Below are 22,592 nucleotides of genomic sequence, written 5' to 3'. Positions count from 1 at the left end.
CCGGCCGCGAGGCGAACGATCCGCCAACCGGAAGTGGCGGTTCAGTAGGTGGGGCGCTGCAGCAGGCTCAGGAACTCGATGAGCAGGTGTTCGCGGAGGGACGGCGGGGCAAGGTCGAGCACGGTGTTGACCACCGCCATCCGCTCCGGCAACGGAGACGAAGAAGGAGACGGGGCACCACCAGCGGAAGGACTGCCCAACCCCAGTTGGCCAGCGAGCGCAGCCACGACGTCCGGGGTAAGGGCCGGCCCTGGCGACGCCGACGACCCATGCGACGCCAGAGCGCCAAGCATGGCGGCCAGCTCAGGCGGCAACGTCACCGGGCCATGGGCCTGCGCGGCAGAAACGGCATCCGCCAGGGCGTCAGCGAAGGACGGTGCTTCGTCCGCCACCGACGCGGCGACGCTCAAATGGATGCTGGCCGGGATGTCGCCGTACGACATCTGGGGTTGGGTGTGCCAGCCGCGCGCCGCCAACTCGTCGGCCAGGACGAACACATCGACGGCGGGATCGGACGCCATGAAACAGACTACTGTGGACTCCGGCTCGGCGAGCAGCCGTACGCCGTCCGTCGCCCGTACGGCGTCGGCCAGCACGTCCACTGCCGTCAAGGTTGTCTGCGCCAGTGCCAGGTAGCCGGCTTCGCCGAGGTGGCGCAGGACGGCGTACGCGGCGGCGATCGGCCCACCCGAGCGGGTGGAAAGCACACCTGGGTTGATCATCGTGTAGCCGGGCCAGTCGGCGTACGCGAAGTACTGCGGGCGGCGCAGCGACGGATCCCGGTGCAGGAGCACCGACACTCCCTTCGGCGTGTACGCGTACTTGTGCAGGTCAACCGAGATCGACGTCACCCCGGGCACGGTGAAGTCGAACGCCGGCACCGGCCGGCCCAGCCGCCGCAGCCACGGCAACGACCAGCCGCCGAAGCAGGCGTCCACATGACACCGCACCCCGGCCTCCGCCGCGAGTGACGCTATCTGCTCCACCGGGTCGATCACCCCGTGCGCGTACGACGGGGCCGAGCACACCACCAGCACCGTGTCCGGGCCGATCGCCGCCGCGACATCCGCCGGATCCGGGCGCAACGTGACTGGCGACACCGGCACGGTGTCCACCCGTACGCCCAGGTAGTGGGCGGCTTTGGCGAACGCGGCATGCGCGCTGGCGGGTACCACCAGGCGAGGGGCAGTCACCTCCGGCCGGGCGTCCCGGGCCGCCTTGACCGCCAGGATCAGCGACTCGGTGCCACCGCTGGTGACACTGCCGACCACATCCGGCGCACCGGACGACGCACCCGGCGCGCCGGAGGTCAGGCCGCCGCCGACCGGGCCGCCGCCGAGCAGCGCGGCGGCCGCGCCGACCAGGGCGTTCTCCATCGCCAGCAGCGACGGGAACGCCGTCGGGTCCAGCCCGTTGACGTGCGCCGACAGCCCGTACGCGGCGTGCGCCAACTCGTCGAGCCCGACGACCGCCGGATCGTAGACGTAGGCGAACAGCCGTCCGCCGTGCGTGGGCGCGTCACCGGCCCGCAACGCCCGAATCTCGTCCAGCACCTGATCACCTGGTACGCCGTCCACCGGCAACGCTCCCGCCATGGCGGTCACGCTAGCTCAGCGCGACGGCGGTCCTGCTAGCGCAACGGCGGGAGCGCAGACGCGTTGACCTGGGCCAGCTTCTCCTCGGTCAGGTCGTAGCCGCGCAGCAGCAGCACCGGCACCGCCACCAGGATGGCCGGCAGCAGGGTGAAGCCGAGCAGGACACCGAGCCGCGCCGACGTCGGCTGGGCCGCGTCGACTCCGGCCCGCGACGACACGTAGCCGGAGACTTGCAGCACCAGGGCGTAGATGCCGGGGCCGAGCGCCAGCCCGAACGTCTCCCCGGCCGTCCACAGCCCGGTGAACACCCCGGCTTGCCGCCGACCGGTCCGGGCGGTGTCGTAGGCGACACAGTCCGGCAGCATGGCGAGGGCGAACACCTGCTGGCCGGCGTACCCGGCACCCATCGCCGCGACCAGCACGTACACGCCGACTGCCGGCAGGACCAGGGCGGTGGCCAGCACACCGGCCGCCCCGGCGAGCAGCAGTGACGCGACCACCAGGGCGCGCAGTTTGCCCCACCGCTTACCGGCCCACGACCACAGTGGCATCACCAGCAGCGCCGGCCCGACGAAACAGCCGAACAGCAGCGTGGTCCCCAGGTCCGGCGAGTCGAGGATCTGGCCGGCGAAATATTTCACCCCGGCGAGGACGGTGGCGATCCCCGCCGACTGGATCACGAAGCAGGCCAGCAGCAGCCGGAACGGCCGGTTGCCGGCGGCGACGGCGAGCTGGGCGCGCAGCGACGGCTCGCTGGCCTGGACCGATCCGGTCGGCGCGCCGGCCGTACCGGCGAAGACGCCGAGCGTGCCGACCACGATCAGCGCGGCGACGAAGACGCCCATCCAGCGGTGCCCGGTGATGCCGTCGCCGCCAGCGGTGACGACCAGCGGGGCGAGCGCGCCGGAGACCAGGATCGCCACCGCCAGGACCGCGATCCGCCAGGTCATCAGCCGGGTACGTTCCTCGTACGAGTCGGTCAGCTCGGCCGGCATCGCCACGTACGGCACCTGGAAGAACGCGAACGCGGTAGCGGTGACCAGGAACGCGACGGCCACATAAAGCGCCGGGCCGGCACCCGCGCCGGTGCCAGACGGGGCGGCGAAGATCGCGGCGAAGCCGGCCGCCAGGGCCAGGCCACCGACCAGCAGGTACGGCCGGCGGGCACCCCAACGGCTGCGGGTCCGGTCGGAGATCCGCCCGGCGACCGGGTTGACCAGCACATCCCAGGCTTTCGGCAGCAGCACCAGCAGACCGGCCAGCCCGGCGGCGACGCCCAGGTTGTCGGTCAGGTACGGCAGCAGCAGCAACCCGGGTACGGTGCCGAACGCCCCGGTGACCAGCGAACCGGACGCGTACCCGAGGCGCACCCGCTGCTGGACGGCCATGCCGTCATGGGTACCAGCCGGCGGCCTTCATGTCGACGAAAACGCCGTCGGCGCGCAACGGGCAGCTTTCGGCGCGCAACAACGCCCGAGCCCGCTCCTCATGTCCCGGTGGCAGCCGGCCGGCCGACGTCACCACCCGGTGCCAGGGGACGCCGCCGCCGTGCCGGGCCATGATGCTGCCGACCAGCCGGGCAGAAGAACGACCGGAAAGGTCAGAAAGCGCGTCGGCGATGGCGCCGTACGACATGACGCGGCCGGGCGGGATGCGTTCGACGAGGGCGAGCACTTCCTCCACGTACTCCTGCGGTGTCACCCGGGCCACGATATGAGATCTCCCGCCAGGCATCGCCGGGCAGGGACGCAGAATGGGCGGGTGCGTGCTGAAGTGACGGAAGCCAAGAGGGTGGTAGTCAAGATCGGCTCGTCGTCGCTGACCACGGCGTCCGGCGGGCTCGACGGCGACCGGGTCGACGCCCTGGCCGACGTCCTCGCTTCCCTGACCGCGGACAAGAAGGAAGTGGTGCTCGTCTCGTCCGGGGCGATCGCCGCCGGGCTCGCGCCGCTCGGGCTGACCCGACGCCCGCGTGACCTGGCCGCCCAGCAGGCGGCGGCGAGCGTCGGGCAGGGCCTGCTGATCGGCCGGTACGCCGCCAGCCTGGCCCGGCACGGCCTGACGGCGGGCCAGGTGCTGCTCACCGTCGACGACGTCACCCGTCGGGTGCACTATCGCAACGCGTACCGCACGCTGCGCAAACTGCTCGACCTCGGGGCGGTGCCGATCGTCAACGAGAACGACACCGTCGCCACCGACGAGATCCGGTTCGGCGACAACGACCGACTGGCCGCCCTGGTCGCCGCCCTGGTCCACGCCGACCTGCTGGTGCTGCTCTCCGACGTCGACGCCCTCTACACCGGCGACCCGGCCAAGCCGGCCAGTGAACGGATCAGCGAGGTACGTGACGCCGCCGACCTGGCCGGGGTGGCGATCGGCCGGGCCGGGCGGGCCGGGGTCGGCACCGGCGGCATGGTGACCAAGGTCGAGGCCGCCCGGATCGCCACCGGCTTCGGCATCCCGGTGGTGCTGACCGCCGCCCCGCTGGCCCGAGCGGCGCTGGCCGGCGAACCGGTCGGCACCCTGTTCCACCGGGTGGAGCGCCGCCCGACCGCCCGGCTGTTCTGGCTGGCGCACGCCACCGCGCCCCGGGGCCGGCTGCACCTGGACGCCGGGGCGGTGCAGGCGGTCGTGGCCCGGCGCAAGTCGCTGCTGCCGGCCGGGATCACCGCCGTCGACGGGGCGTTCACCGCCGGCGACCCGGTCGACCTGGTCGACACCGCCGGTGCGCCGGTGGCCCGTGGTCTGGTCAACTATGACGCGGTGGAGTTGCCGACCCTGCTGGGCCGCTCCACCGGCGAGCTGGCCGCCGCCCTCGGGCCGGCGTACGAGCGGGAAGTCGTGCACCGCGACGACCTGGTACTGCTGTAGCAGAACATGTGAGGAGACGACGATGAGCGTGACCGAGCAGGCCCGCCGGGCGCGGACGGCCGCCGACGAACTGGTCACCGCCACCCGGGCGACCAAGGACGCCGGGTTGCTGGCGATGGCCGACGCGCTCGTCGCCCGTACCGCCGAGATCGTGGCCGCGAACGCGGCCGACCTGGACGCCGGACGGGCCGGCGGCCTGTCGACGGCGATCCTGGACCGCCTGGCCCTCAACGAGAAGCGTATTGACGACATGGCGCAGGCGTTGCGGGAGATGGCCGGGTTCGCCGACCCGGTCGGCGAGGTGGTGCGCGGCTCGACGCTGCCCAACGGGCTGGAGCTGCGGCAGGTACGGGTGCCGTTCGGGGTGGTCGGCATCATCTACGAGGCGCGGCCGAACGTGACCGTCGACGCCGCCGGGATCTGCCTGAAGTCGGGCAACGCGGCGCTGCTGCGTGGTTCGTCGTCGGCGGCGCACTCCAACGCCGTCCTGGTACGGGTGCTGCGGGACGCGCTGGTCGGCGCCGGGCTGCCGGCCGACGCGGTGCAGCTGCTGGACGCCTCGTCGCGGGACTCGGTCAAGGAGCTGATGCGGGCCCGGGGGCTGGTCGACGTGCTGATCCCGCGCGGCGGCGCGGACCTGATCCGTACCGTGGTCGAGGAGTCGACGGTCCCGGTGATCGAGACCGGGGTCGGCAACTGCCACGTGTACGTCGACGCCGCCGCCGACCTCGACAAGGCTCTTGCGGTGGCGGTGAACTCCAAGACGCAGCGGCTGTCCACCTGCAACACCGCCGAGTCGCTGCTGGTGCACGTGGATGTCGCGGCGGCGTTCCTGCCGAAGGTCCTCACCGAGCTGCGGGACGCCGGGGTGACGGTGCACGGTACGCCGGAGGTCGCGGCGTTCTCGTCCGACGTGGTGGCGGCCACCGACGAGGACTTCGCCACCGAGTATCTGTCGGCGGACATCTCGGTCGCCGTCGTCGCCTCGCTCGACGCGGCGGTGGCGCACATCAAGCGGTACGGCACCGGGCACACCGAGGCGATCGTCACCGACTCGGCCAGCGCGGCCCGGGAGTTCGTGGCCCGGGTCGACGCGGCGGCGGTGATGGTGAACGCGTCGACCCGGTTCACCGACGGCGGCCAGTTCGGGTTCGGCGCGGAGATCGGCATCTCGACGCAGAAGCTGCACGCGCGCGGCCCGATGGGGCTGCCGGAACTGACGTCCACCAAGTACGTCGTGACCGGCGACGGCCACCTGCGCCAGTAGCCGACTGGCCCCGGGCTCAGCGGCAGGCGCGGATGGCGGCCAGGGCGACGTGTACCTCGAACGGGTCGCCCGCGTCGCTGTCCCAGCCGCCGTCGCTGCGTTGGGTGGCGGCCAGCCGGCGGCGGGCGTTGACCAGCAGCCAGTCGTCGTCGGCCAGCCCGGCGCGGCGCAGCGCGGCCGCCAACTGCGCCACGTCGCCAGGCATCATGCTGGCCAGCCGGTCGTTGAGGACCACCTGCATCCGGGCCGACTCGTAGAACATCGTCTGCCGGTAGAGGGTGCCGGCGGCCAACCAGCCGGCCATCAGATAGGACGGCCAGGTGCCGTCCGGGCGCATCACCGCACCGAGGAACCGGCCGGCCCGCTGGGCGGCGTCGGCGTGGCCGGCGTCGTGTTGCAGGCTGCCGGCGACGCTGAGCCAGTAGCCGGCGTTCGCGGTCAGATAGTAGGTGGCTTCCGGGTCACCGGGGCGGGCCCATTCGGGGGCATCGCCGGCGAGGCTTTCGTCCTCTTCCCAGCTGCCGTCCGGACGTTGCCGGCTGACCAGCCAGTCGAGGGCCTTGCGGGCCGGCGGCCGGCCGAGCGCGCCGAGATCGTCCAACTCGGCCAGCCGGAAGCAGGTGGCGTCGACCGAAGCGACGTCGCCGGCCCAGAGGGCCGGCCAACCGCCTTCGGGCGCCTGACCGATCTCGGCGCTGGCGAGCGCCTCGGGCTGCGGGGCGGCACCGGTACGTAACCAGGACAACCGTGCTCGGTCCACGGTGTCCCCGTGCGCCACCACGAACCCGATGGCGGCATCCATATCGACCACGGGCGAAAGGTTACCGGCGGGTGCGGGATCCCGCCTCAGGAAGTCAGCCAAGGTCATTTAGCCGGCCGGGGATCTGGACGAACCAGATCCCCGGCGGTGCCGGCGGATCAGTAGCTGGGCAGCGACGGGTCGATCTGCTTGACCCAGGACAGCACCCCGCCCTGCACGTGGACAGCGTCGGAGAAACCGGCGGCCTTGACCGCGGCGAGGGCTTCGGCCGACCGTACGCCGGACTTGCAGTGCAGCACGATCTGCCGGCCCTGCGGCAGCTTGGCCAGGGCCTCACCGTTGAGGAACTCGCCCTTGGGGATCAGCGTCGAGCCGGGGATCTTGACGATCTCGTACTCGGCCGGTTCGCGGACGTCGATCAGGAAGAAGTCCTTGCCGGCGTCCTGCCACTCCTTGAGCTCCCGGGCGGTGATCGTGGAGTCGACGACCGCCTCCTCGGCCTCGACCGAGACCGCGCCGCAGAAGTCGTCGTAGTCGATCAGGCCGGTGATCGGCTCGCCGTTCGGATCCTTACGGATCTTGATCACCCGGTAGCTCATCTCCAGGGCGTCGTAGACCATCAGCCGGCCGAGCAGCGGGTCACCGATGCCGGTGATCAACTTGATCGCCTCGGTGACCATGACCGACCCGATCGAGGCGCACAGCACGCCGAGCACGCCACCTTCGGCGCAGGACGGCACCATGCCGGGCGGCGGCGGCTCCGGGTAGAGGTCCCGGTAGTTGGGTCCGTGCTGGTCCCAGAAGACGCTGACCTGGCCGTCGAACCGGTAGATCGAGCCCCACACGTACGGCTTGCCGAGCAGCACGCAGGCGTCGTTGACCAGGTAACGGGTGGCGAAGTTGTCGGTGCCGTCGAGGATCAGGTCGTACTGGCCGAAGATGTCGAACACGTTGTCGTTGTCCAGCGCCACGTCGTGGATCTGGATGCTGACGTACGGGTTGATCTCCCGGACCGACGCGGCGGCCGACTCGGCCTTGGACTTACCGATGTCGGACTGGCCGTGGATGATCTGGCGCTGCAGGTTGGACTCGTCGACGGTGTCGAAGTCGACGATGCCGAGGGTGCCGACGCCGGCCGCCGCCAGGTACATCAGCGCGGGCGAGCCGAGACCACCGGCCCCGACGCAGAGCACCTTGGCGTTCTTGAGGCGTTTCTGACCGTCGACGCCGACGTCCGGGATGATCAGGTGCCGCGAGTAGCGGCGGATCTCATCTACGGTCAGCTCGGCGGCGGGTTCGACGAGCGGGGGCAACGACACGGTGAACTCCCCGGGATCGGCAATGATGGCTATGGCTGCAGGCCATTGTTGCTCGCCGAGCCGCCGCTCGGCCATGAGTAGCGCCACCGCCCGCGATCCGGGATCCGGGAATACCGTCCCACGCGGGTCACCGCACCCGGCGGCCAATGCCCGGCCACGGCATCGGCGGGCCGGGTCAGTGCCCGGCTACGGTATCGGCGGGCCGGTGTAGCGGGTACCGCCCAGGTACGGCCAGCCGTTGGGCAGGCACCCCTGCATGCCGTACGTCTGCTGTTGCATCACCGGCGCGGGTCGCCCGGCGGCCGGGCAGATCTCGTGGCCCATGCCGAACTGGTGACCGACCTCGTGGTTGATCGCGTACGCCCGGTATTCGGCGAGCGGGGCGTCGAAGTGCGGCACCGCCTCCAGCCAGCGGGCCACGTTGATGATCACCTGGCCGGGCAGCCGACAGGAGGTGTACTTCTCGGTGGCCAGCCCGCCCAACGCGCACATTCTCTCCGACGTGCCGGGGCTGGCCAGGTAGATGGTGAACTCGGCGGCGACGGCACGGGGCACCCGCTGCAGCCGGAACTGGCGCGACGCCACCCAGCTCCGTTCGTCGCCGAGGGTGGCGTCGACGATCCCGGCGAACTCGTCGGCCCGTTGACCGATGCCGTCCTCCACGGCGATGTGGAACCGGCGCAGGTCACCGGCCCAGCCGAGCACCGGGCCGGCCCCGGTGAGGTAGCCGAACGTACCGGGTCCGGTCACCGGATGACCGGACGTCGACGGCCGGGGAACGCCGCCCACCCCGCCGGGTACGGCGGCGTCGGGTACGGCCGACCCGGCACCGGGACCCGGTTCCCGTACGGCCGCCGGAGCCCTGCCTTCGGCGGCGTCGGACCCGCCGTGCACCAGGTCGAATCCGATCAGGCTGGCCGCGACCACCACCAACGCGAGTACGCCGGCCCGCCGTCGACGGCGGCGCGCCCGGCGCTCGGCCGGCGGCCAGCCGCCGGCTGGCCCGGTACCGCGCGGAATCCTTCGTCGGTCGGCGTTTCCCTGCACGACCCGCATATCTGGCTGCCCCTCATGGCGCGCTACGCCACCCACGCCGGTCGAGGTGGTGATGCGGGTCGGGGGGCGGTACGGCGTGGACCCATGGCCTGACGATCACAGCGTGTCACGACAGAGTCGACGAGCCCGATTGACGCGCCGGCATCACCGGTTTATCGGATCAATCTGGCTATTTGCCCCGTATCCCCTGGCCGACCCGGCGGCATCCGTCCTCACAGCGGCGGGCCGGCGTACCGCTCACCAGCCAGGTACGGCCACGGATTGGCCACACATCCGTTGAGGAACAGCGTCTGCTGCATCATCACCGGCGCCGGATCGCCGCCACCCGGGCAGCGTTCGTGGCCGTGCCCCAGCTCGTGACCCACCTCATGGTTGACCACGTACGCCCGGTAGACGTCCAACGGAACACCCGCCCGCACAAAGTGGTCGACCGACAGCCGCCACCGATCCAGGTTGATGATCACCTTGCCCTGCGCCCGGCAGGACGTGTACGGCTTGCCGTCGATCCGGATGTCCACCCAGCCGGCCTGGCACATCCGCGCGGCGGTCTGGGCGGTCGCCAGGTAGACGATGAAATCGTGGTTGCCGCCGCCCGCGACCCGCTGCAGCCGCACCTGGTCACCGCCGATCCAGCTACGCGGATCGGACAAGGTCCGCTCGACCAGCGTGCCGAACTCCTCGACGTCGGCCTCGGAACCGACCTCGACCGCCACCCGGTACCGGCGCAACGTGCCGGACCGGCCGGCCACCGGCCCCTGCGTGGCGCCGAAGTCGAACTCGCCCGAGCCGGCCGACGGCACCGGACCCGCCAACCGCAGCACCGGCGGTGGCGGAGTCGTCGGTGCCGGCGCCGGCGTGGTCGGTGCCGGGGTGGGGCTGGCGTTCTCGTCCGCCGGTGCCGTCGTCGTGACGGGCGCGGCGAGCGCGCTGGAGCCGGTGTCGGCCGTGATCCGGAACAAGGCGATCCCGATCGCCGCCAACCCGACCACGGTCACGAGCAGTGCGCTCAGCACCGGCAACCGGGACCGCTGCCACCACGACCGGGACCGCGGCCGCGACCGCCGCTGCGCGCGAGACCGCGCCGGGGCGGCGGCCCGACGGTGTACCCGGCTGGTGGTCGCCCAATCCGGGCCAGAGTGACGGACGGGGCGTGTGCTACCAACAGACATCGCCGACCAGCCTGCCACAACCTCCCGCCCGGCGGTCGCCCCCGCCACCCCGCCAGGCCGGCTACCGCCAGGCCGGCTACCGCCAGGCCGGCTACCGCCAGGCCGGCTACCGCCAGGCCGGCTAGGCCAGCAGGGCGTCCAGGCGTCGGTTGACGGCGGCGAGAGTGGCCCGCACCACAGCCTGTCGGGGATCGCCGGAAACGACGGCGGAACCGGCCAGCTGCTCCACCCAACCACCGCAGGCGAGCAGCACCACGACCACGGACACCTCGACCCCGCCCATCGGGACGACCGCCGCGTGTTCCACGAAGCACCGTCCCCGGTCAGGTGAACCCGGCGTACCGCTGAGCAGCTGCTCGATCGCCGAGGCCGCCGCCACCGCGCACAGCCGCAACACGTACCCGTCGACGGCGGGCCCGGTCGCCACTCCGGACGCCGGCCGCGCACCGGCGGTCAGCCGTACCTCGACCGTCGCGTCCACCCCGAAGGTGCTGACCTGTACGTGATCGAGAACGACCCGTGGGCCGGGGCGTCCGCCGGGGTTCAACGGACGTGGTGGGCCGCTTTCCGGACCGGTACCGGGTTCCGGGCACGCCATCGGAATCCCGCTCGAGGGCTGATCCTCGGCGGCGGGTCGGGTGCGCTGCGGCTGGCGGCGGCGGCGCGGAACGTCGGCCGGTTCCGGGGGCGCCCAGCCGGGAAACGACGGGCCGGGCGGCATCGTCTGGCGTACGCCGGAGGGCAGTGCCGGCAGGGCCTGGGCCGGGTCGACGCCGGGCAGGTTCTGCGGCGCCGCGGCGAGTCCCATCCGTTCCTGCAGCAGCCGGGCCACCAGCCGGCTCACTTCGGCCGGATCCGCACCCTCCGCCAGGTCCAGCCGCAGGCTGTGCGCCCCGGCGTCGGTGGTCCGCAGCGAGGCGTCGCGTACGCCGCCGACGCCCCGGACCGCCGCGAGGATGGCGTTGACGTCGAACCCTTCCGGCCGCTCCTGGGGCTGCTGGGAGGTGTCGCCACGCCGTAGGTGCGAGGCGATCCGGGCGAGTTCCGGCGTTTCCGCCGCCGGCTCGACCGCTGGTGGCTGTGGCACGACTGGTACGTCCGGATCGGCGGGGACCCGCTGCGGCAGCGCGTCGAGGGCGGCGGCGGCGATCGGAGTGGACGGGTCGGCGAAGACCGGGCCGGAGACCGGTGCGACCGGTGGCTGGTCGGCGGCCTGCCCGGGCTGGTCGGCGGCCTGCCCGCCGCCGGTCGCCGGACGGCTCAGGGTGACCCGGCGACGCTGGGGCGGCCCGTCGACGGCCGCCGGCGGCGTCACGGGCGTCACCGGCTCGTACCGAGGCTGACCCGCCGCTGGTTGATACCCGGACGTCTGGCCGAGATCAGTCGGCCGGTCCGGACGCCAGGGTGCCTCGTCGTGCGGCATCGCGGCGCGCGCCGGCTGTTGCTCGCCCGGGGACGGCTGTTGGCCCTGGACCGACGGCCCGGTCGGCGACGACCCGCCGCCATGGCTGGGGGCGCGCCCCGAACCGCCATGGGACGGCTCGTGCGGCAACGACCGTACCGGCTCGTGCGGCGACCGTACCGGCTCGTGCGGCGACCGTACCGGCTCGTCTCGCTCGACGTGCTCGGCCGTCCAGCTGGCGTCCTCGTCGCTGGCCCAGCGCGCGGCGGGCGCAGGCGACCAGCCGGGCGCCGAGTCGTCGGCCCACGTCGCCGCAGGTTCGTTGGTCCAGCGGGCCGCGGGCTCGTCCGACCAGGCGCGGGTCGGTTCGGTCGAGGACCAGTCCGGTGCGACGGACTCCGCCGGCCAGGTCGGCTCGGCCGGCGCCCAGCTCTGTCCGTACGTCCAGTCCGGATCGGCGTCGCCCGACCCGGCAGCGGCGGAGGTGGCCTGCGGAAGTGGCCGCTGTTCGGCGGTGGGACCGTCGGCGTCGCCAGGTCCGCGCCCGTCCGCCGCCCAGTCCGGCCGGGGCAGCGCGGAGCCCGGTGGCGACGACCAGGTCGGCGGCGTCCGCTGCGGCGACCATTCGTCGGAACCCGGTTGCGGCCATTCGCCGGTGGATGCCGTACGTGGCTCCTGACCCGACGGCTGTCCCGGGCCGGTCGCCGCCGCCCCGCCCGACCGCTCGCCCGTCACCTGCGGACGCGACCGCTCGGGCTGCGGCCGCTCGCCGGTTCCGCCAGACTGCGGCCACTCGCCCGTCGCGCCGGGCTGCGGCCACTCGCCGGTTCCGCCAGACTGCGGCCACTCGCCGGTCCGGCGCTGGCCGACGACGTCCGGTCGGGATCGCGCCGAACCGGGATGTTCCGGCTCCGCGCCGAGCGCTGAGGCCGACCCGGGTACGGATCGATCGGCACGATCGGCTCGGTCCGCGAGCTGGTCGCCGGGGTCGCTCGCCCGGCCGTCGCGGACGTCGCGCTCACCTTGGCGTCCACTCCGGTCGGGTCCCCGGTCGGCCGGTGAGTCCTCCCACCGCCCGCCGGTCGGCTGCGTCGGCCCGGGATCGGTGTCGCGGCCGGACTCTGACCGCTCGGTCTCGGGTCGGTTGATCGAGGGAGCCTGGAAGCCCGGCGGCGTTCCCGGTCGCACAGGGCGCACGGGTGCCGGCGACACCGGCTGCGCCGAGGACACCGGAACCGCCCTCAGCGGCGTCGACGGCACCGCCCGCGCGGTCTCCTGCCAGCGGGGCGGTGGGTTCACCGGGGTGACCCGTGGTCGGGAGTTGTCGGCGGTCGGCCCCGGGTGGGCGTCGTTCGCGTCGCTGGTGTCGGTGGATTCCCGCGACGGTGCCGGTCGTGGCGTAGGCACCACGGCCCGTCGTCCGGCACCGGCCGGGTCCTCCGAGTAGGGGTAGGGCAACGCGCTGGTCGGGCCACCGCTCGTCGGACCGGCACTGATCGGACCACCGCTCGTCGGGCTGTCGCCGGGCTGACGACGGCCCGGGTCCGAATCCGCGCTGGTCGCGGCGGTGGCGGCGGTATCGGCCGGACCGCGGGTGCCGCGGGCCGCCGTGCCACCGCTGCGGGGCGTACGGGTGAAGGGCAGCACCTCGGCGTAGCGCGTCGGCGGATCAGCCCAGGCCGGTCCGCTGACCGGGGAGTTGTCCGGCATCCAGCCAGAACCCGATCGGTCGAAGTCGAACTCTGATCCAGCCGGGTCCGACCCTCCCGAACGCGCCCCCGCCCAGCCGCTTGTCGCCTGGTCACGACGGTCTCGCGGATCGACTCCGCCCTCGCCCTGCCCCGGTGCGGCCCTGCCGGGTCCACCTGATTCGTCCACCGTGCGCTCCTCGGTCGCCCCCGCTGAGGCTACCGTGTGCTGACAGTGGCGATAAGTTGCAACGTCGGGCTAATTGACGGGCCAGGTGGTATGCACTGATCGTTCGCACGCCGACCAGAGGTTCCGCCCGTACATCCGGAGGTTCGACATGACTGCTGCGTCGAGCGGCGCACAGACGGCCGGCAGGTCAGCTAGGCTGCCGCGCTCGGCGCGGCGCAAGCAACTACTCGCCGCCGCCCAAGAGGTGTTCGTCGCGCAGGGTTACCACGCGGCGGCGATGGACGACATCGCGGAACGCGCGGGCGTCTCCAAGCCGGTGTTGTACCAACACTTCCCCGGCAAGCTGGAGCTGTATCTCGCCCTGCTGGACACCCACTGCGACGCGATCATCGCCAAGGTGGCGGCGGCGATGGCGGCGACGAACGACAACAAGGAGCGGGTCAGCGGGGCGGTGCAGGCCTACTTCGACTTCGTCGACGAGGAGAGTGGCGCCTTCCGGCTCGTCTTCGACTCGGACCTGCGCAACGAACCGGCGGTCCGGGAACGGGTCGAACGGGTCGAACGGGACTGCATCGCGGCGATCACCGACACGATCATCTCGGACACCGGGGTCAGCCGGTCCCGGGCCGAACTGCTCGCTTCCGGCCTGGTCGGCGCGGCGGAGACCGCCGCCCAGTTCTGGCTGGCCGGCGGCCGCCAAGTGCCCAAGGACGAGGCGGAGGCGTTGCTGGCCGCGCTGTCCTGGCGCGGCATCGCGGGCTTTCCGCTGCAGGGCGAGGCACCCGGGGAGGCACCGGGCCAGCCGCCGGCCCCGTCACTGGACGAGGCACGGGGCGAGGCATCCTGACCGCAGCGGGTCCGGATCGGCTAACCTTCGCGATGGCGTTGCTTTCGCCCACATCAAGGAGGACCTGTGGAGGTCAAGATCGGCGTGCAGTACGCGCCGCGCGAGCTGGTGCTGGAGAGCACTCAGTCTCCGGCTGAGATCGAGGAGCTCGTGACCCAGGCGATCGCGAGCGAGGGCACCTTGTCGCTCACCGACGAGCGGGGTCGCCGGGTCATCGTTCCGGTCAGCAAGGTGGCGTACGTCGAGATCGCCGAGTCGGCGCCCCGCGCGGTCGGGTTCACCGTCCGCTGAGTTCCTCGCGTCGACCGGAACGGTGTTCCGGTCGACGCCATCCAACGCCGGGTCGAGCTGATCCCACTCGGGTCGAAACTCCCCGTTCCGCTGGTGCATGCACCCCCCGCGCGGTTGCCGTCCGTCCACGGCGGCGGGCTCTCCACCCCCGAGCACCTGTTATCCAGGTCACATTTTGCTACCCTGGTTACGGTCCGCGCCATCACTATTTTCCGCATCGGCGCAGGCTGTCGGTTACCATGGTCGGCAGATGCTGCGGCCGTCGAGTCAGCTCGAGCCGGGTACGCGGCGCGCGTGCGGCCCGCGACCTGACGTTCGCGTGTGGCCCGCGCCAACCGGATCCCGCGCCGCCCCGGCGCCACAGACACCGCGCCACCCTGGCGGCGCGCCGAGACGGCGCCCGCCGTGGCGCCACAGAGAGATCGCGCCAGCACGGCGCCATACCAATCGCGCCCTCGCGCAACGAACGGGGCGCACCACGAGAGGGCACCCCCGACACCCAATGACTGACATCACCGAACAGAACGCCGGATCCGATCCGGCCACGAAGGCACCGACCCGTCCGGACAGCCCGACCTTCGCCGACCTGGGCGCACGGCCCGAGACGGTCCGAGCGCTCGCCGAGGTCGGCATCGTGCACGCCTTCGCGATCCAGGAGTACGCCCTGCCGATCGCGCTGCGCGGCAGCGACCTGATCGGCCAGGCGCCCACCGGCACCGGTAAGACCCTCGGCTTCGGCGTACCGCTGGTCGACCGGGTCTTCGCCCCGTCCGAGGGTGCCGACGGCCTCCCGCAGGCGCTCGTCGTCGTACCGACCCGCGAGTTGGGTCTGCAGGTCGCCAAGGACCTGGCGGCGGCCGGACGGACCCGTGGCGTACGGGTGCTGCCGATCTACGGCGGCGTCGCCTACGAGCCACAGATCGAGACGCTGCGCGCCGGAGTGGAGATCCTGGTCGGCACGCCGGGCCGGCTGATGGACCTGGCCAAGCAGAAGAAGCTGCGGTTGGACCGGATCCGTGCCCTGGTGCTCGACGAGGCAGACCGGATGCTCGACCTGGGATTCCTCGACGACGTCGAGCGGATCCTGGCGATGCTGCCGGAGGACCGGCAGACCATGCTCTTCTCCGCCACGATGCCCGATCCGATCGTCGCGCTGTCCCGCCGGTTCCTGCGGCAGCCGATCACGATCCACGCCGGGCACTCGGCCGAGACCGCCGCGTCGCCGTTGACCCGGCAGCTGGTCTACCGCACCCACCCGATGAACAAGATCGAGATCGTGGCCCGGATCCTGCAGGCCGACGAACGCGGCCTGACGATGATCTTCACCCGGACCAAGCGCGCCGCCGATCGGGTGGCCGAGGACCTGGACTTCCGCGGATTCGCGGTGGCCGCCGTTCACGGCGATCTCGGGCAGGGCGCACGTGAGCGGGCGCTCCGCGCGTTCCGTACCGGCAAGATCGACATCCTGGTCGCCACCGACGTGGCCGCCCGGGGACTCGACGTCTCCGGCGTGACCCACGTGATCAACTACGACTGCCCGGAGGACCAGGACACCTACACCCACCGGATCGGCCGGACCGGCCGGGCCGGGGCGACCGGTGTCGCGGTCACCTTCGTCGACTGGGAAGACATCACCCGGTGGCGGATCATCGACAAGACGCTCGGCCTGGAGATGCCCGAGCCACCCGAGACCTACCACACCTCGGAACATCTCTACACCGACCTCGACATCTCCCGGGACGTCGCCGGAACGTTGCCGAGCGCGGAACGGACCCGGGCCGGCCTCTCCGCCGAAGTCGAGGAAGACCTCGGCGGTCGGTCTCGGTCCGCCGGACGCCGGCGCGACGGCGGACGCTCCGAGCGCGGCCCGCGCGGCGAAAGCCGGGGTGGAGAAGGCCGAGGCGGAGTCGGCCGCGCACGTCGCCGCTCCAGCACCCGGTCCGGTGACTCCGACGGCACCGCCGGCCCAGCCGACACCGTCGTGGCCGACCCCGACGGCACCGGTACGTCGACCCGTCAGCCTCGTCAGCGTCGCCGCCGCCGGGCCGGTCAACTCGTCACCGGCCAGGACGGTCCAGGCGGGGCCGACAACGGCGGCGCGCAGGCCGATTCCGGCAGCACGCAGACCGATTCCGGCAGCGTGCAGGCCGATTCCGGCAGCGTGCAGGCCGGGCCCGGCACTGCGCAGACCGGCGGCCGGACGCCCCGGCGGCGCGGCGAAGCCCGTATCGACGGCCGGGCCGACAGCCTGGCAGCCGCCCGTACCGGTGGCGGCCCGGACCCCGCCGTCGGCGGGGTCGCGGGTGCCGCCGTCGTCACCGAGACCGCGTCGGACGGTCCCACCCGGACCCGACGTCGCCGTCGGCGCGGCGGCAGCGGCGACCGGACCGGCAGCGGCAGCGGCAGTGGCAGCGGCGACAGCCAGGTCGGCCGGGACTCCGGCACCGACGCCTGACCGCCCGATCAGCCCGAACCGCCCGGGTCCGGGCCACCCGGGCCTGATCCGGATCATTGACCCATGCCGGAACCACTGGACGCCGCCCTCGCCGACCTGCGCGACCTGCTCCTCAGCCCGACGCTGAACCGAGCCGTCGCGGCAGGTCGGCGACGCGGCGCCACCCCGTCACTCACCCGCGCCGAACTCCGGCCGGTCGCGCTGCGCGCCGGCACCCACCTGCAGATCGTCACCACCGACGGATCGCGCCCGTCGACCCGCAACGTGGCTCCCGGTCCGGACGCCGAAACCGCCGTCGACGCGCTGCTCGCCGAACCGTTCGGCAACTGGCACGTCGAGACCGCGGACGCCACCGTACAGCTGCGGGTGACCAAGAAAGGCGACGCTCAGGTGTACCGGGTCGCGGCCAGCCGCCCGGTCGGCGGCCCGACCGGCCACGACCGGGCCAAACAGTATCTGCTCGACCCGGCCGATCCACTGTTCACCGCGATCGGCGCCAACGCGGCGAAACGTCGGCAGGTCGACGCGTTCCTGCGGGCGCTCGCCGCCACCCTGCCGGACCCGCTGCCCGCCGGTCCGCTGCGGGTGGTCGACCTCGGCTGCGGAAACGCCTACCTGACCTTCGCCGCGTACCGTTATCTGGTCGACCGGGGCGCGCAGGTCACAGTGACCGGTGTGGACGTCCGCGAGGACCAGCGCCGCCGCAACACCGCGTTGGCCGCCGAACTCGGCTGCGCCGACCAGGTCCGTTTCGTGGCCGGCACCATCCTCGACGCGCCCGTCGAGCCACCGCCCGACCTGGTCCTCGCGCTACACGCCTGCGACACCGCGACCGACGAAGCGCTCGCTCGGGCGGTCGCCTGGCGGGCGAAATGGGTGCTCGCCGCGCCCTGCTGCCACCACGACATCGCCGCCCAGCTGCGCCGCGCGCCGGCACCGGACCCGTACGGACCCCTGGTCTCCGCCGGCATCCTGCGGGAACGCTTCGCCGACGTCCTCACCGACACGCTGCGCGCGACGCTGCTGCGGGCACACGGCTACCGGGTCGACGTGGTCGAGTTCATCGACTCCCAGCACACCCCACGCAACCTGCTGCTGCGCGCCCGCCGGGGCGGGGGCGGCGACCGGGAGGCACACCAGCGGGCGTACGCCGAGCTGACCACCGCCTGGCCGGTCAGCCCACGGCTGGCGGCCCTGCTGGTCAGTCGACCGTGACGGTGAACTCGGCGGTCCGTACCTCACCGGCCACCTGGAAGTCCAGGAACAGCCGATAGTCACCGGGACTCGGCGCGGCCAACCAGAACTTCACCGCACCGTCCACCAGATCGGGCTCGGGGTGCACGTGCAGATAGCCCAGGTCTCCGGCGCGCAACGCGACCAGGTGCCCGTACGCGCCGAGGTAGGGCTCCAGATCCGTCACCGGTACGCCGTCGCGCGTCACCCGGAACAGCAGCGGCGCCGACGCCCCGACCTGCGGGGCACCCTCCATCCGTACGGTGAAGTCGTCGACCTGGGCGCTGGTCGTCGCCGCCGGCAATCCGACCGGGGCGTAGTCGCCGGCAACCACCAGGTCGACGCCGAGCGTCATCGCGCGCGGGGTGCCGCCCGGTTCCCGTACCGAGAAGTCGGTGTAGACCCGCCAGATCCCGGGCGCGTCCAGCCGCAGCGGCACGCTCCAGGTGCCGTCCGGGGCCAGCTCCGGATGTAGGTGCTGAAAGCCGGTGAGGTCCCGCCGGGCGACGATGAGATGCAGCCGCTTCTCGTGCACCACCTCGAACTCGGTCACCGGCTGGCGGCCCGCACCGATCACCTGGAATTCGAAGTCGGTGTCGACGCCGGCCGTCAGCACGGTCGTCGCCGGCACCAGCGTGTAGCCGCTGTCGCTGAGCGACAGCCCGGCGACCTGGCCGTCGCCGCCGTCGGCTCCGTTGCCGTGGTTGTGCGCCTGGGTGCCCGGCGGGTGGGTGTGGTCGCCGGAGGTCGCCGCGTACCCGCTGCCGGCGGCGGCCGGTCCGGTCGGTGCGGTGACCGCTCGGCCGAGGGCGAAGCCGGCCAGCAGTGCGAGCAGGAACCCGCCCACCGCAGCGGCGAGCCGTAGCGTGCTCATGTCCGGCACCGGACTTCCCCTCCCCGCCGACCTGGTCGTTGTACCGACTCAGTCGTGGTCCCGACTCGGTCATGGTCGACTCGTGTCGCTCGTCCCGACGGTAGCGGGCGGCGGATCGCCGCGACAGTCGCTGGCGAGCTCATTGACCGGCCGGCCGTGGCTTTCGTAACCTTCGGTCGTTGTACCCCCTGTGACCGTTATCAGCTTGGCAGGCCATACGGCCGTCCTCGTCACCACTGTCACCGCCGCGTTGTTTCCGGTGCCGGCTCAGGCCCAGGCGAACCTCGCCGACCTGACCCGTCGGATCGACCAGGCGGCACACCAGTTGGAAGCGGTGGTCGAGCAATACAACGAGATCCGCGTGCAGCTGCACGCCAACCAGGAACGCGCTGGCGGGCTCAGCAGCACCATCACCGAACTGGACGCCCGACTCACCGCCCGCCGCGACGAGGTGGGACTCCTCGCGGCCAGCACCTACCGGGTCAACGGCAGCAAACCGGTCGTCACGTTGCTGACCACCGCGTCCGCCGAACACTTCGTCGACCAGCTGCTGATCGCCGACGTGATCACCCGGGACCGCACCCGGACCATCGCCGAGCTGCGCGAAGCCCGGGACCGAAGTGAAGCCGCGCGCCGCGCCGCCACCGCGCTGATCGAGCAGCAGTTGCTGCAGGAGCAGCAGCTGGCGGCGAACCGGCGGCAGATCGAGGGCGAGATCCGGCACCTGACCGAGCTGCGCAACCGGCAGCAGGCGCTACTGAGCCGCTCCGGCGCGGCGGCGGCCGGTCGCAGCCCGGCGGAGGACCCGGCGGCCAACCGTCCGTCCGGGACGGTGACCGGTCGGGCCGCCGTCGCCGTCGCCTTCGCGTACGCCCAGCTCGGCAAACCGTACCGGTGGGGTTCCGCCGGACCGGGCTCGTACGACTGTTCCGGCCTGACCTCGGCGGCGTGGGCGAAGGCCGGGGTACGGCTGCCGCACAACGCACGTCGGCAGTTCGGCGTGGTCACCCGCGTCAGCCGGAGCCAGCTCGCCCCGGGCGACCTGGTCTTCTTCTACAGCAACGTGCAGCACGTCGGCATCTACGTCGGCGACGGCAAGATGATCCACGCGCCCCGGCACGGTGAACGGGTCCGCGTCGAGCGGATCGACTACCAGCCGATTCGCGGGTACGGCCGGCCCGGCTGATCCGGTAGACCCTGCTCGCCTGACGGGACCTGATCAGCTGGTGGTGGCGAGGGCAAACGGCAGCACCGCCGGCGCACCCGCCTGACAGAGCAGACGCGCCACCACGGTCAGGGTCCAGCCCGAATCCACCAGGTCGTCGACCAGCAGCACCGGACCGTCGAGGCCGGCCAGCGCCGAGGCAAGATCCGGCGGTACGGCGAACATCTCGTGCAGCGCCCGTACCCGTTGGGCGCTGTTGCCCCGGCCGCCGGTCGCCGGCTCGGACGTCGTGGGTCGCACCGCGCCGAGCAGCGGCAGCCGCCCGACGTCGGCGATCCGCCCGGCGGTGCTGGCCACCAGCGTCGGGCGGGTCCGGGAGGCGACCGCGACCACACCGACCGGCCGCGCCGGCCACGGATGGTCGCCACGGGCCCAGTCGGCGAGCACCTCGATCACCGCCCCGGCCAGGTCCTCCGGCAGCTCCCCGTCCGGCTGGCCGGGGCCGACGACCGCCCGCAGTCGGCTACCCCATCCGAGGTCGGACAGGCGGCCGACGGCCCGGCCGGGCAGCGCCTGCTCCCTGGCGTCGATCCGGCCGCGCAGCGGGACCCCGACCGCTTCCAGGCCGGCCGGCCAGAGCTTCTTGGCGGCGATCGCCACCCCGGGTCGGCCCAGGAACACCTGGGCGGCGCGCAGCGACTCCGCGCCGACCTGGTCGGACAGCCACGGTCCGGCGCAGCGGTCGCAGCGACCGCAGACGGTGGCCTGCGGGTCGTCCAGGCATCGACGGAGGAACTCCATCCGGCAGGCCGGGCCGGCGGGGCCGGTCGCGGCGTACTCGCGCATGATCTGCTGCTCGGCGGTCCTCGCGTCGGCCACCCGCCGCAGCCGGGCGGCGTCGTAGTGCCAGGGTTCGCCGGTGGCGGCCCAGCCGCCGCGGACCCGCCGGACCGCGCCGTCGACGTCGAGCACCTTGAGCATCAGTTCCAGCCGGGTACGCCGTAGGTCGACCATCGGCTCCAGCGCCTGGGTGGACAGCGGCCGGCCGGCGCGCTCCAGCGCGGCGAGCACCGATCGGACCTGTTCCTCGGCGGGGAAGGCCAGCGAGGCGAAGTAGCGCCAGATGGCCTGGTCCTCGGCCCCGGGCAGCAGGACGACCTCGGCGAACCGGTCGCCGTCGAGGGCCCGGCCGGCCCGGCCCACCTGCTGGTAGTAGGCGATCGGCGAGGGTGGCGCGCCGAGGTGCACCACGAACCCCAGGTCGGGTTTGTCGAACCCCATACCGAGGGCCGAGGTCGCCACCAGCGCTTTGATCTTGTTGTCGAGCAGGTCCTGTTCGGCCGCGCGCCGGTCGGCGTCGTCGGACTGGCCGCTGTAGGCGGCGACCGGGTAGCCCCGGGAACGCAGGAACTCGGCGGTCTCAGCGGCCGCCGCGACGGTGAGGGTGTAGACGATGCCGGAACCGGTCAGGCTGTCGAGGTGTTCGGCGAGCCAGCCGAGCCGATGCGCCGGGCTGGGCAGGTCGATCACGGCCAGCCGCAGCGACCGCCGGTCCAGCGGTCCGCGCAGCACCAGGGTGTCGCCGAGCGCTGCGGACGACTCGGGCGCAGCGGACGACTCAGGCGCAGCGGACGCGCCGGACGCGCCGGTGCCGGCGAGTTGTTCGGCCACGTCGGCGGTGACCCGGGCGTTGGCGGTGGCGGTGGTGGCCAGCACCGGCGTACCGGGGGCGAGTTCCCGCAGGAACGTACGGATGCGCCGGTAGTCCGGGCGGAAGTCGTGACCCCAGTCGGAGACGCAGTGTGCCTCGTCGATGACCAGCAGGCCGGTGGTCCTGGCCAGGCTGGGCAGAATGGTGTCCCGGAAGTCGGGATTGTTGAGCCGCTCGGGGCTGATCAGCAGCACGTCGACGGTGCCGGCCTGGATCTCGGCGGTGACCTCGTCCCACTCGTCGATGTTGGCGGAGTTGACGGTCCGGGCCCGGATCCCGGCCCGCTCGGCCGCCTCCACCTGGTTGCGCATCAACGCGAGCAACGGCGAGACGATCACCGTCGGACCGGCACCGGCACCGGCACCCGTACCGGGGTCGGCAGTCGGGTCGGTTCGGCCGTCGGGGGTGCGCAGCAGCGCGGTGGCGATGAAGTAGACCGCCGACTTGCCCCACCCGGTGCGCTGGACGCAGAGCACCCGCCGCCGGTCGACGACCAACGCCTCGATGGCCCGCCACTGGTCGTCGCGGAGCCGGGCCGCCGGGCCGGCGAGGCGGTGCAACACCTCTTCGGCGCGGCGACGTACCTCGGTGCGGTCGACTGTGCCCGTCATGCCGGGACGGTACCAAGTCCCGGCACGACGGGCAGATCGGCGACGCTCCCGGTCACGCGACGATCAGGGCATCCCGATCAGGGCATCC

Annotated in this window: 17 protein-coding genes; 7 read left to right on the top strand and 10 right to left on the bottom strand. The window is 72.8% G+C overall.

The genetic code is table 11. The features are described 5' to 3' along the window. Window positions 1-41 precede the first annotated feature (41 nt). From O7632_RS05700 to O7632_RS05690, 3 genes are read right to left on the bottom strand one after another with little or no spacing between them, the layout of a single operon-like run. Complete coding sequence (locus O7632_RS05700; protein WP_278112002.1) at window positions 42-1,595, bottom strand: aminotransferase class V-fold PLP-dependent enzyme; 1,554 nt, start codon at window positions 1,593-1,595, stop codon at window positions 42-44. 35 nt (window positions 1,596-1,630) lie between these two features. Then, window positions 1,631-2,983 carry an MFS transporter gene (locus O7632_RS05695; protein WP_347403558.1) on the bottom strand — a complete coding sequence of 451 codons (1,353 nt, stop codon included), beginning with the start codon at window positions 2,981-2,983 and terminating at the stop codon, window positions 1,631-1,633. 4 nt (window positions 2,984-2,987) lie between these two features. After that, the gene (locus O7632_RS05690) at window positions 2,988-3,296 is read right to left on the bottom strand and encodes an MGMT family protein (protein WP_278112001.1); all 309 of its coding nucleotides are present in this window, start codon (window positions 3,294-3,296) and stop codon (window positions 2,988-2,990) included. A 60-nt stretch (window positions 3,297-3,356) separates the two neighbouring features. Between O7632_RS05690 and proB the strand changes: the two genes are divergently transcribed. Further along, window positions 3,357-4,466 carry a glutamate 5-kinase gene (proB, locus tag O7632_RS05685; protein WP_278111999.1) on the top strand — a complete coding sequence of 370 codons (1,110 nt, stop codon included), beginning with the start codon at window positions 3,357-3,359 and terminating at the stop codon, window positions 4,464-4,466. A gap of 22 nt (window positions 4,467-4,488) precedes the next feature. Then, entirely contained in the window at window positions 4,489-5,733 is a 1,245-nt protein-coding gene (locus tag O7632_RS05680; protein WP_278111997.1) for a glutamate-5-semialdehyde dehydrogenase, read from the top strand. Between the two features lie 16 nt (window positions 5,734-5,749). Here the strand turns inward: O7632_RS05680 and O7632_RS05675 are convergent, their stop codons facing one another. From O7632_RS05675 to O7632_RS05655, 5 genes are all read right to left on the bottom strand, one after another. Continuing rightward, a complete protein-coding gene (locus O7632_RS05675) occupies window positions 5,750-6,535 on the bottom strand; it encodes a prenyltransferase/squalene oxidase repeat-containing protein (RefSeq protein ID WP_278119859.1) in 786 nt (261 codons plus the stop codon). 116 nt (window positions 6,536-6,651) lie between these two features. Further along, on the bottom strand, window positions 6,652-7,887 hold the full coding sequence (gene moeZ, locus O7632_RS05670; protein ID WP_278119858.1) for an adenylyltransferase/sulfurtransferase MoeZ: 1,236 nt from the start codon (window positions 7,885-7,887) through the stop codon (window positions 6,652-6,654). 111 nt (window positions 7,888-7,998) lie between these two features. Further along, window positions 7,999-8,868 (bottom strand): DUF3152 domain-containing protein, encoded by an 870-nt coding sequence (locus O7632_RS05665; RefSeq protein ID WP_278111995.1) that lies wholly within the window; start codon window positions 8,866-8,868, stop codon window positions 7,999-8,001. Between the two features lie 212 nt (window positions 8,869-9,080). Continuing rightward, a complete protein-coding gene (locus O7632_RS05660) occupies window positions 9,081-9,881 on the bottom strand; it encodes a DUF3152 domain-containing protein (protein ID WP_278111994.1) in 801 nt (266 codons plus the stop codon). A gap of 277 nt (window positions 9,882-10,158) precedes the next feature. After that, the gene (locus tag O7632_RS05655) at window positions 10,159-12,174 is read right to left on the bottom strand and encodes a hypothetical protein (RefSeq protein ID WP_278119856.1); all 2,016 of its coding nucleotides are present in this window, start codon (window positions 12,172-12,174) and stop codon (window positions 10,159-10,161) included. A gap of 1,291 nt (window positions 12,175-13,465) precedes the next feature. On the opposite strand from O7632_RS05655, the gene O7632_RS05650 reads away from it, so the two are divergent. The 4 genes from O7632_RS05650 to O7632_RS05635 all read left to right on the top strand — a co-directional run bounded on the left by O7632_RS05650 (window position 13,466) and on the right by O7632_RS05635 (window position 18,125). Then, entirely contained in the window at window positions 13,466-14,164 is a 699-nt protein-coding gene (locus tag O7632_RS05650) for a TetR/AcrR family transcriptional regulator (RefSeq protein WP_278111992.1), read from the top strand. A 66-nt stretch (window positions 14,165-14,230) separates the two neighbouring features. After that, a complete protein-coding gene (locus O7632_RS05645; RefSeq protein WP_278111990.1) occupies window positions 14,231-14,455 on the top strand; it encodes a DUF3107 domain-containing protein in 225 nt (74 codons plus the stop codon). 502 nt (window positions 14,456-14,957) lie between these two features. Next, window positions 14,958-16,910 (top strand): DEAD/DEAH box helicase, encoded by a 1,953-nt coding sequence (locus tag O7632_RS05640; protein WP_278111988.1) that lies wholly within the window; start codon window positions 14,958-14,960, stop codon window positions 16,908-16,910. A gap of 63 nt (window positions 16,911-16,973) precedes the next feature. Continuing rightward, window positions 16,974-18,125 (top strand): SAM-dependent methyltransferase, encoded by a 1,152-nt coding sequence (locus O7632_RS05635; RefSeq protein WP_278111987.1) that lies wholly within the window; start codon window positions 16,974-16,976, stop codon window positions 18,123-18,125. On the opposite strand, the gene O7632_RS05630 is transcribed toward O7632_RS05635, so the two are convergent. Next, on the bottom strand, window positions 18,112-19,017 hold the full coding sequence (locus O7632_RS05630; RefSeq protein WP_278111986.1) for a hypothetical protein: 906 nt from the start codon (window positions 19,015-19,017) through the stop codon (window positions 18,112-18,114). The two genes, O7632_RS05635 and O7632_RS05630, sit on opposite strands and share 14 nt — an antisense overlap. A gap of 205 nt (window positions 19,018-19,222) precedes the next feature. Here O7632_RS05630 and O7632_RS05625 point away from each other — a divergent pair, with 205 nt between their 5' ends. Then, on the top strand, window positions 19,223-20,203 hold the full coding sequence (locus O7632_RS05625) for a C40 family peptidase (RefSeq protein ID WP_278111985.1): 981 nt from the start codon (window positions 19,223-19,225) through the stop codon (window positions 20,201-20,203). Window positions 20,204-20,236: 33 nt separating this feature from the next. Here the strand turns inward: O7632_RS05625 and O7632_RS05620 are convergent, their stop codons facing one another. Continuing rightward, complete coding sequence (locus O7632_RS05620; RefSeq protein WP_278111983.1) at window positions 20,237-22,504, bottom strand: DEAD/DEAH box helicase; 2,268 nt, start codon at window positions 22,502-22,504, stop codon at window positions 20,237-20,239. Window positions 22,505-22,592 lie beyond the last annotated feature (88 nt).

This window comes from Solwaraspora sp. WMMD406, assembly GCF_029626025.1.
Lineage (GTDB): Bacteria > Actinomycetota > Actinomycetes > Mycobacteriales > Micromonosporaceae > Micromonospora_E.
The sequence above is the reverse complement of the archived record's forward strand: the minus strand, read 5'-3'. Positions and strand labels throughout refer to the sequence as shown.

What these genes read in the sequence shown, in the direction of transcription:
- O7632_RS05675 (WP_278119859.1), bottom strand. Translation starts at nt 6,535, where the DNA reads ATGGATGCCGCCATCGGGTTCGTGGTGGCGCACGGGGACACCGTGGAC.
- O7632_RS05695 (WP_347403558.1), bottom strand. Translation starts at nt 2,983, where the DNA reads ATGGCCGTCCAGCAGCGGGTGCGCCTCGGGTACGCGTCCGGTTCGCTG.
- O7632_RS05700 (WP_278112002.1), bottom strand. Translation starts at nt 1,595, where the DNA reads ATGGCGGGAGCGTTGCCGGTGGACGGCGTACCAGGTGATCAGGTGCTG.
- O7632_RS05680 (WP_278111997.1), top strand. Translation starts at nt 4,489, where the DNA reads ATGAGCGTGACCGAGCAGGCCCGCCGGGCGCGGACGGCCGCCGACGAA.
- O7632_RS05640 (WP_278111988.1), top strand. Translation starts at nt 14,958, where the DNA reads ATGACTGACATCACCGAACAGAACGCCGGATCCGATCCGGCCACGAAG.
- O7632_RS05620 (WP_278111983.1), bottom strand. Translation starts at nt 22,504, where the DNA reads ATGACGGGCACAGTCGACCGCACCGAGGTACGTCGCCGCGCCGAAGAG.
- O7632_RS05630 (WP_278111986.1), bottom strand. Translation starts at nt 19,017, where the DNA reads ATGAGCACGCTACGGCTCGCCGCTGCGGTGGGCGGGTTCCTGCTCGCA.
- O7632_RS05665 (WP_278111995.1), bottom strand. Translation starts at nt 8,868, where the DNA reads ATGCGGGTCGTGCAGGGAAACGCCGACCGACGAAGGATTCCGCGCGGT.
- moeZ (WP_278119858.1), bottom strand. Translation starts at nt 7,887, where the DNA reads ATGGCCGAGCGGCGGCTCGGCGAGCAACAATGGCCTGCAGCCATAGCC.
- O7632_RS05650 (WP_278111992.1), top strand. Translation starts at nt 13,466, where the DNA reads ATGACTGCTGCGTCGAGCGGCGCACAGACGGCCGGCAGGTCAGCTAGG.
- O7632_RS05635 (WP_278111987.1), top strand. Translation starts at nt 16,974, where the DNA reads ATGCCGGAACCACTGGACGCCGCCCTCGCCGACCTGCGCGACCTGCTC.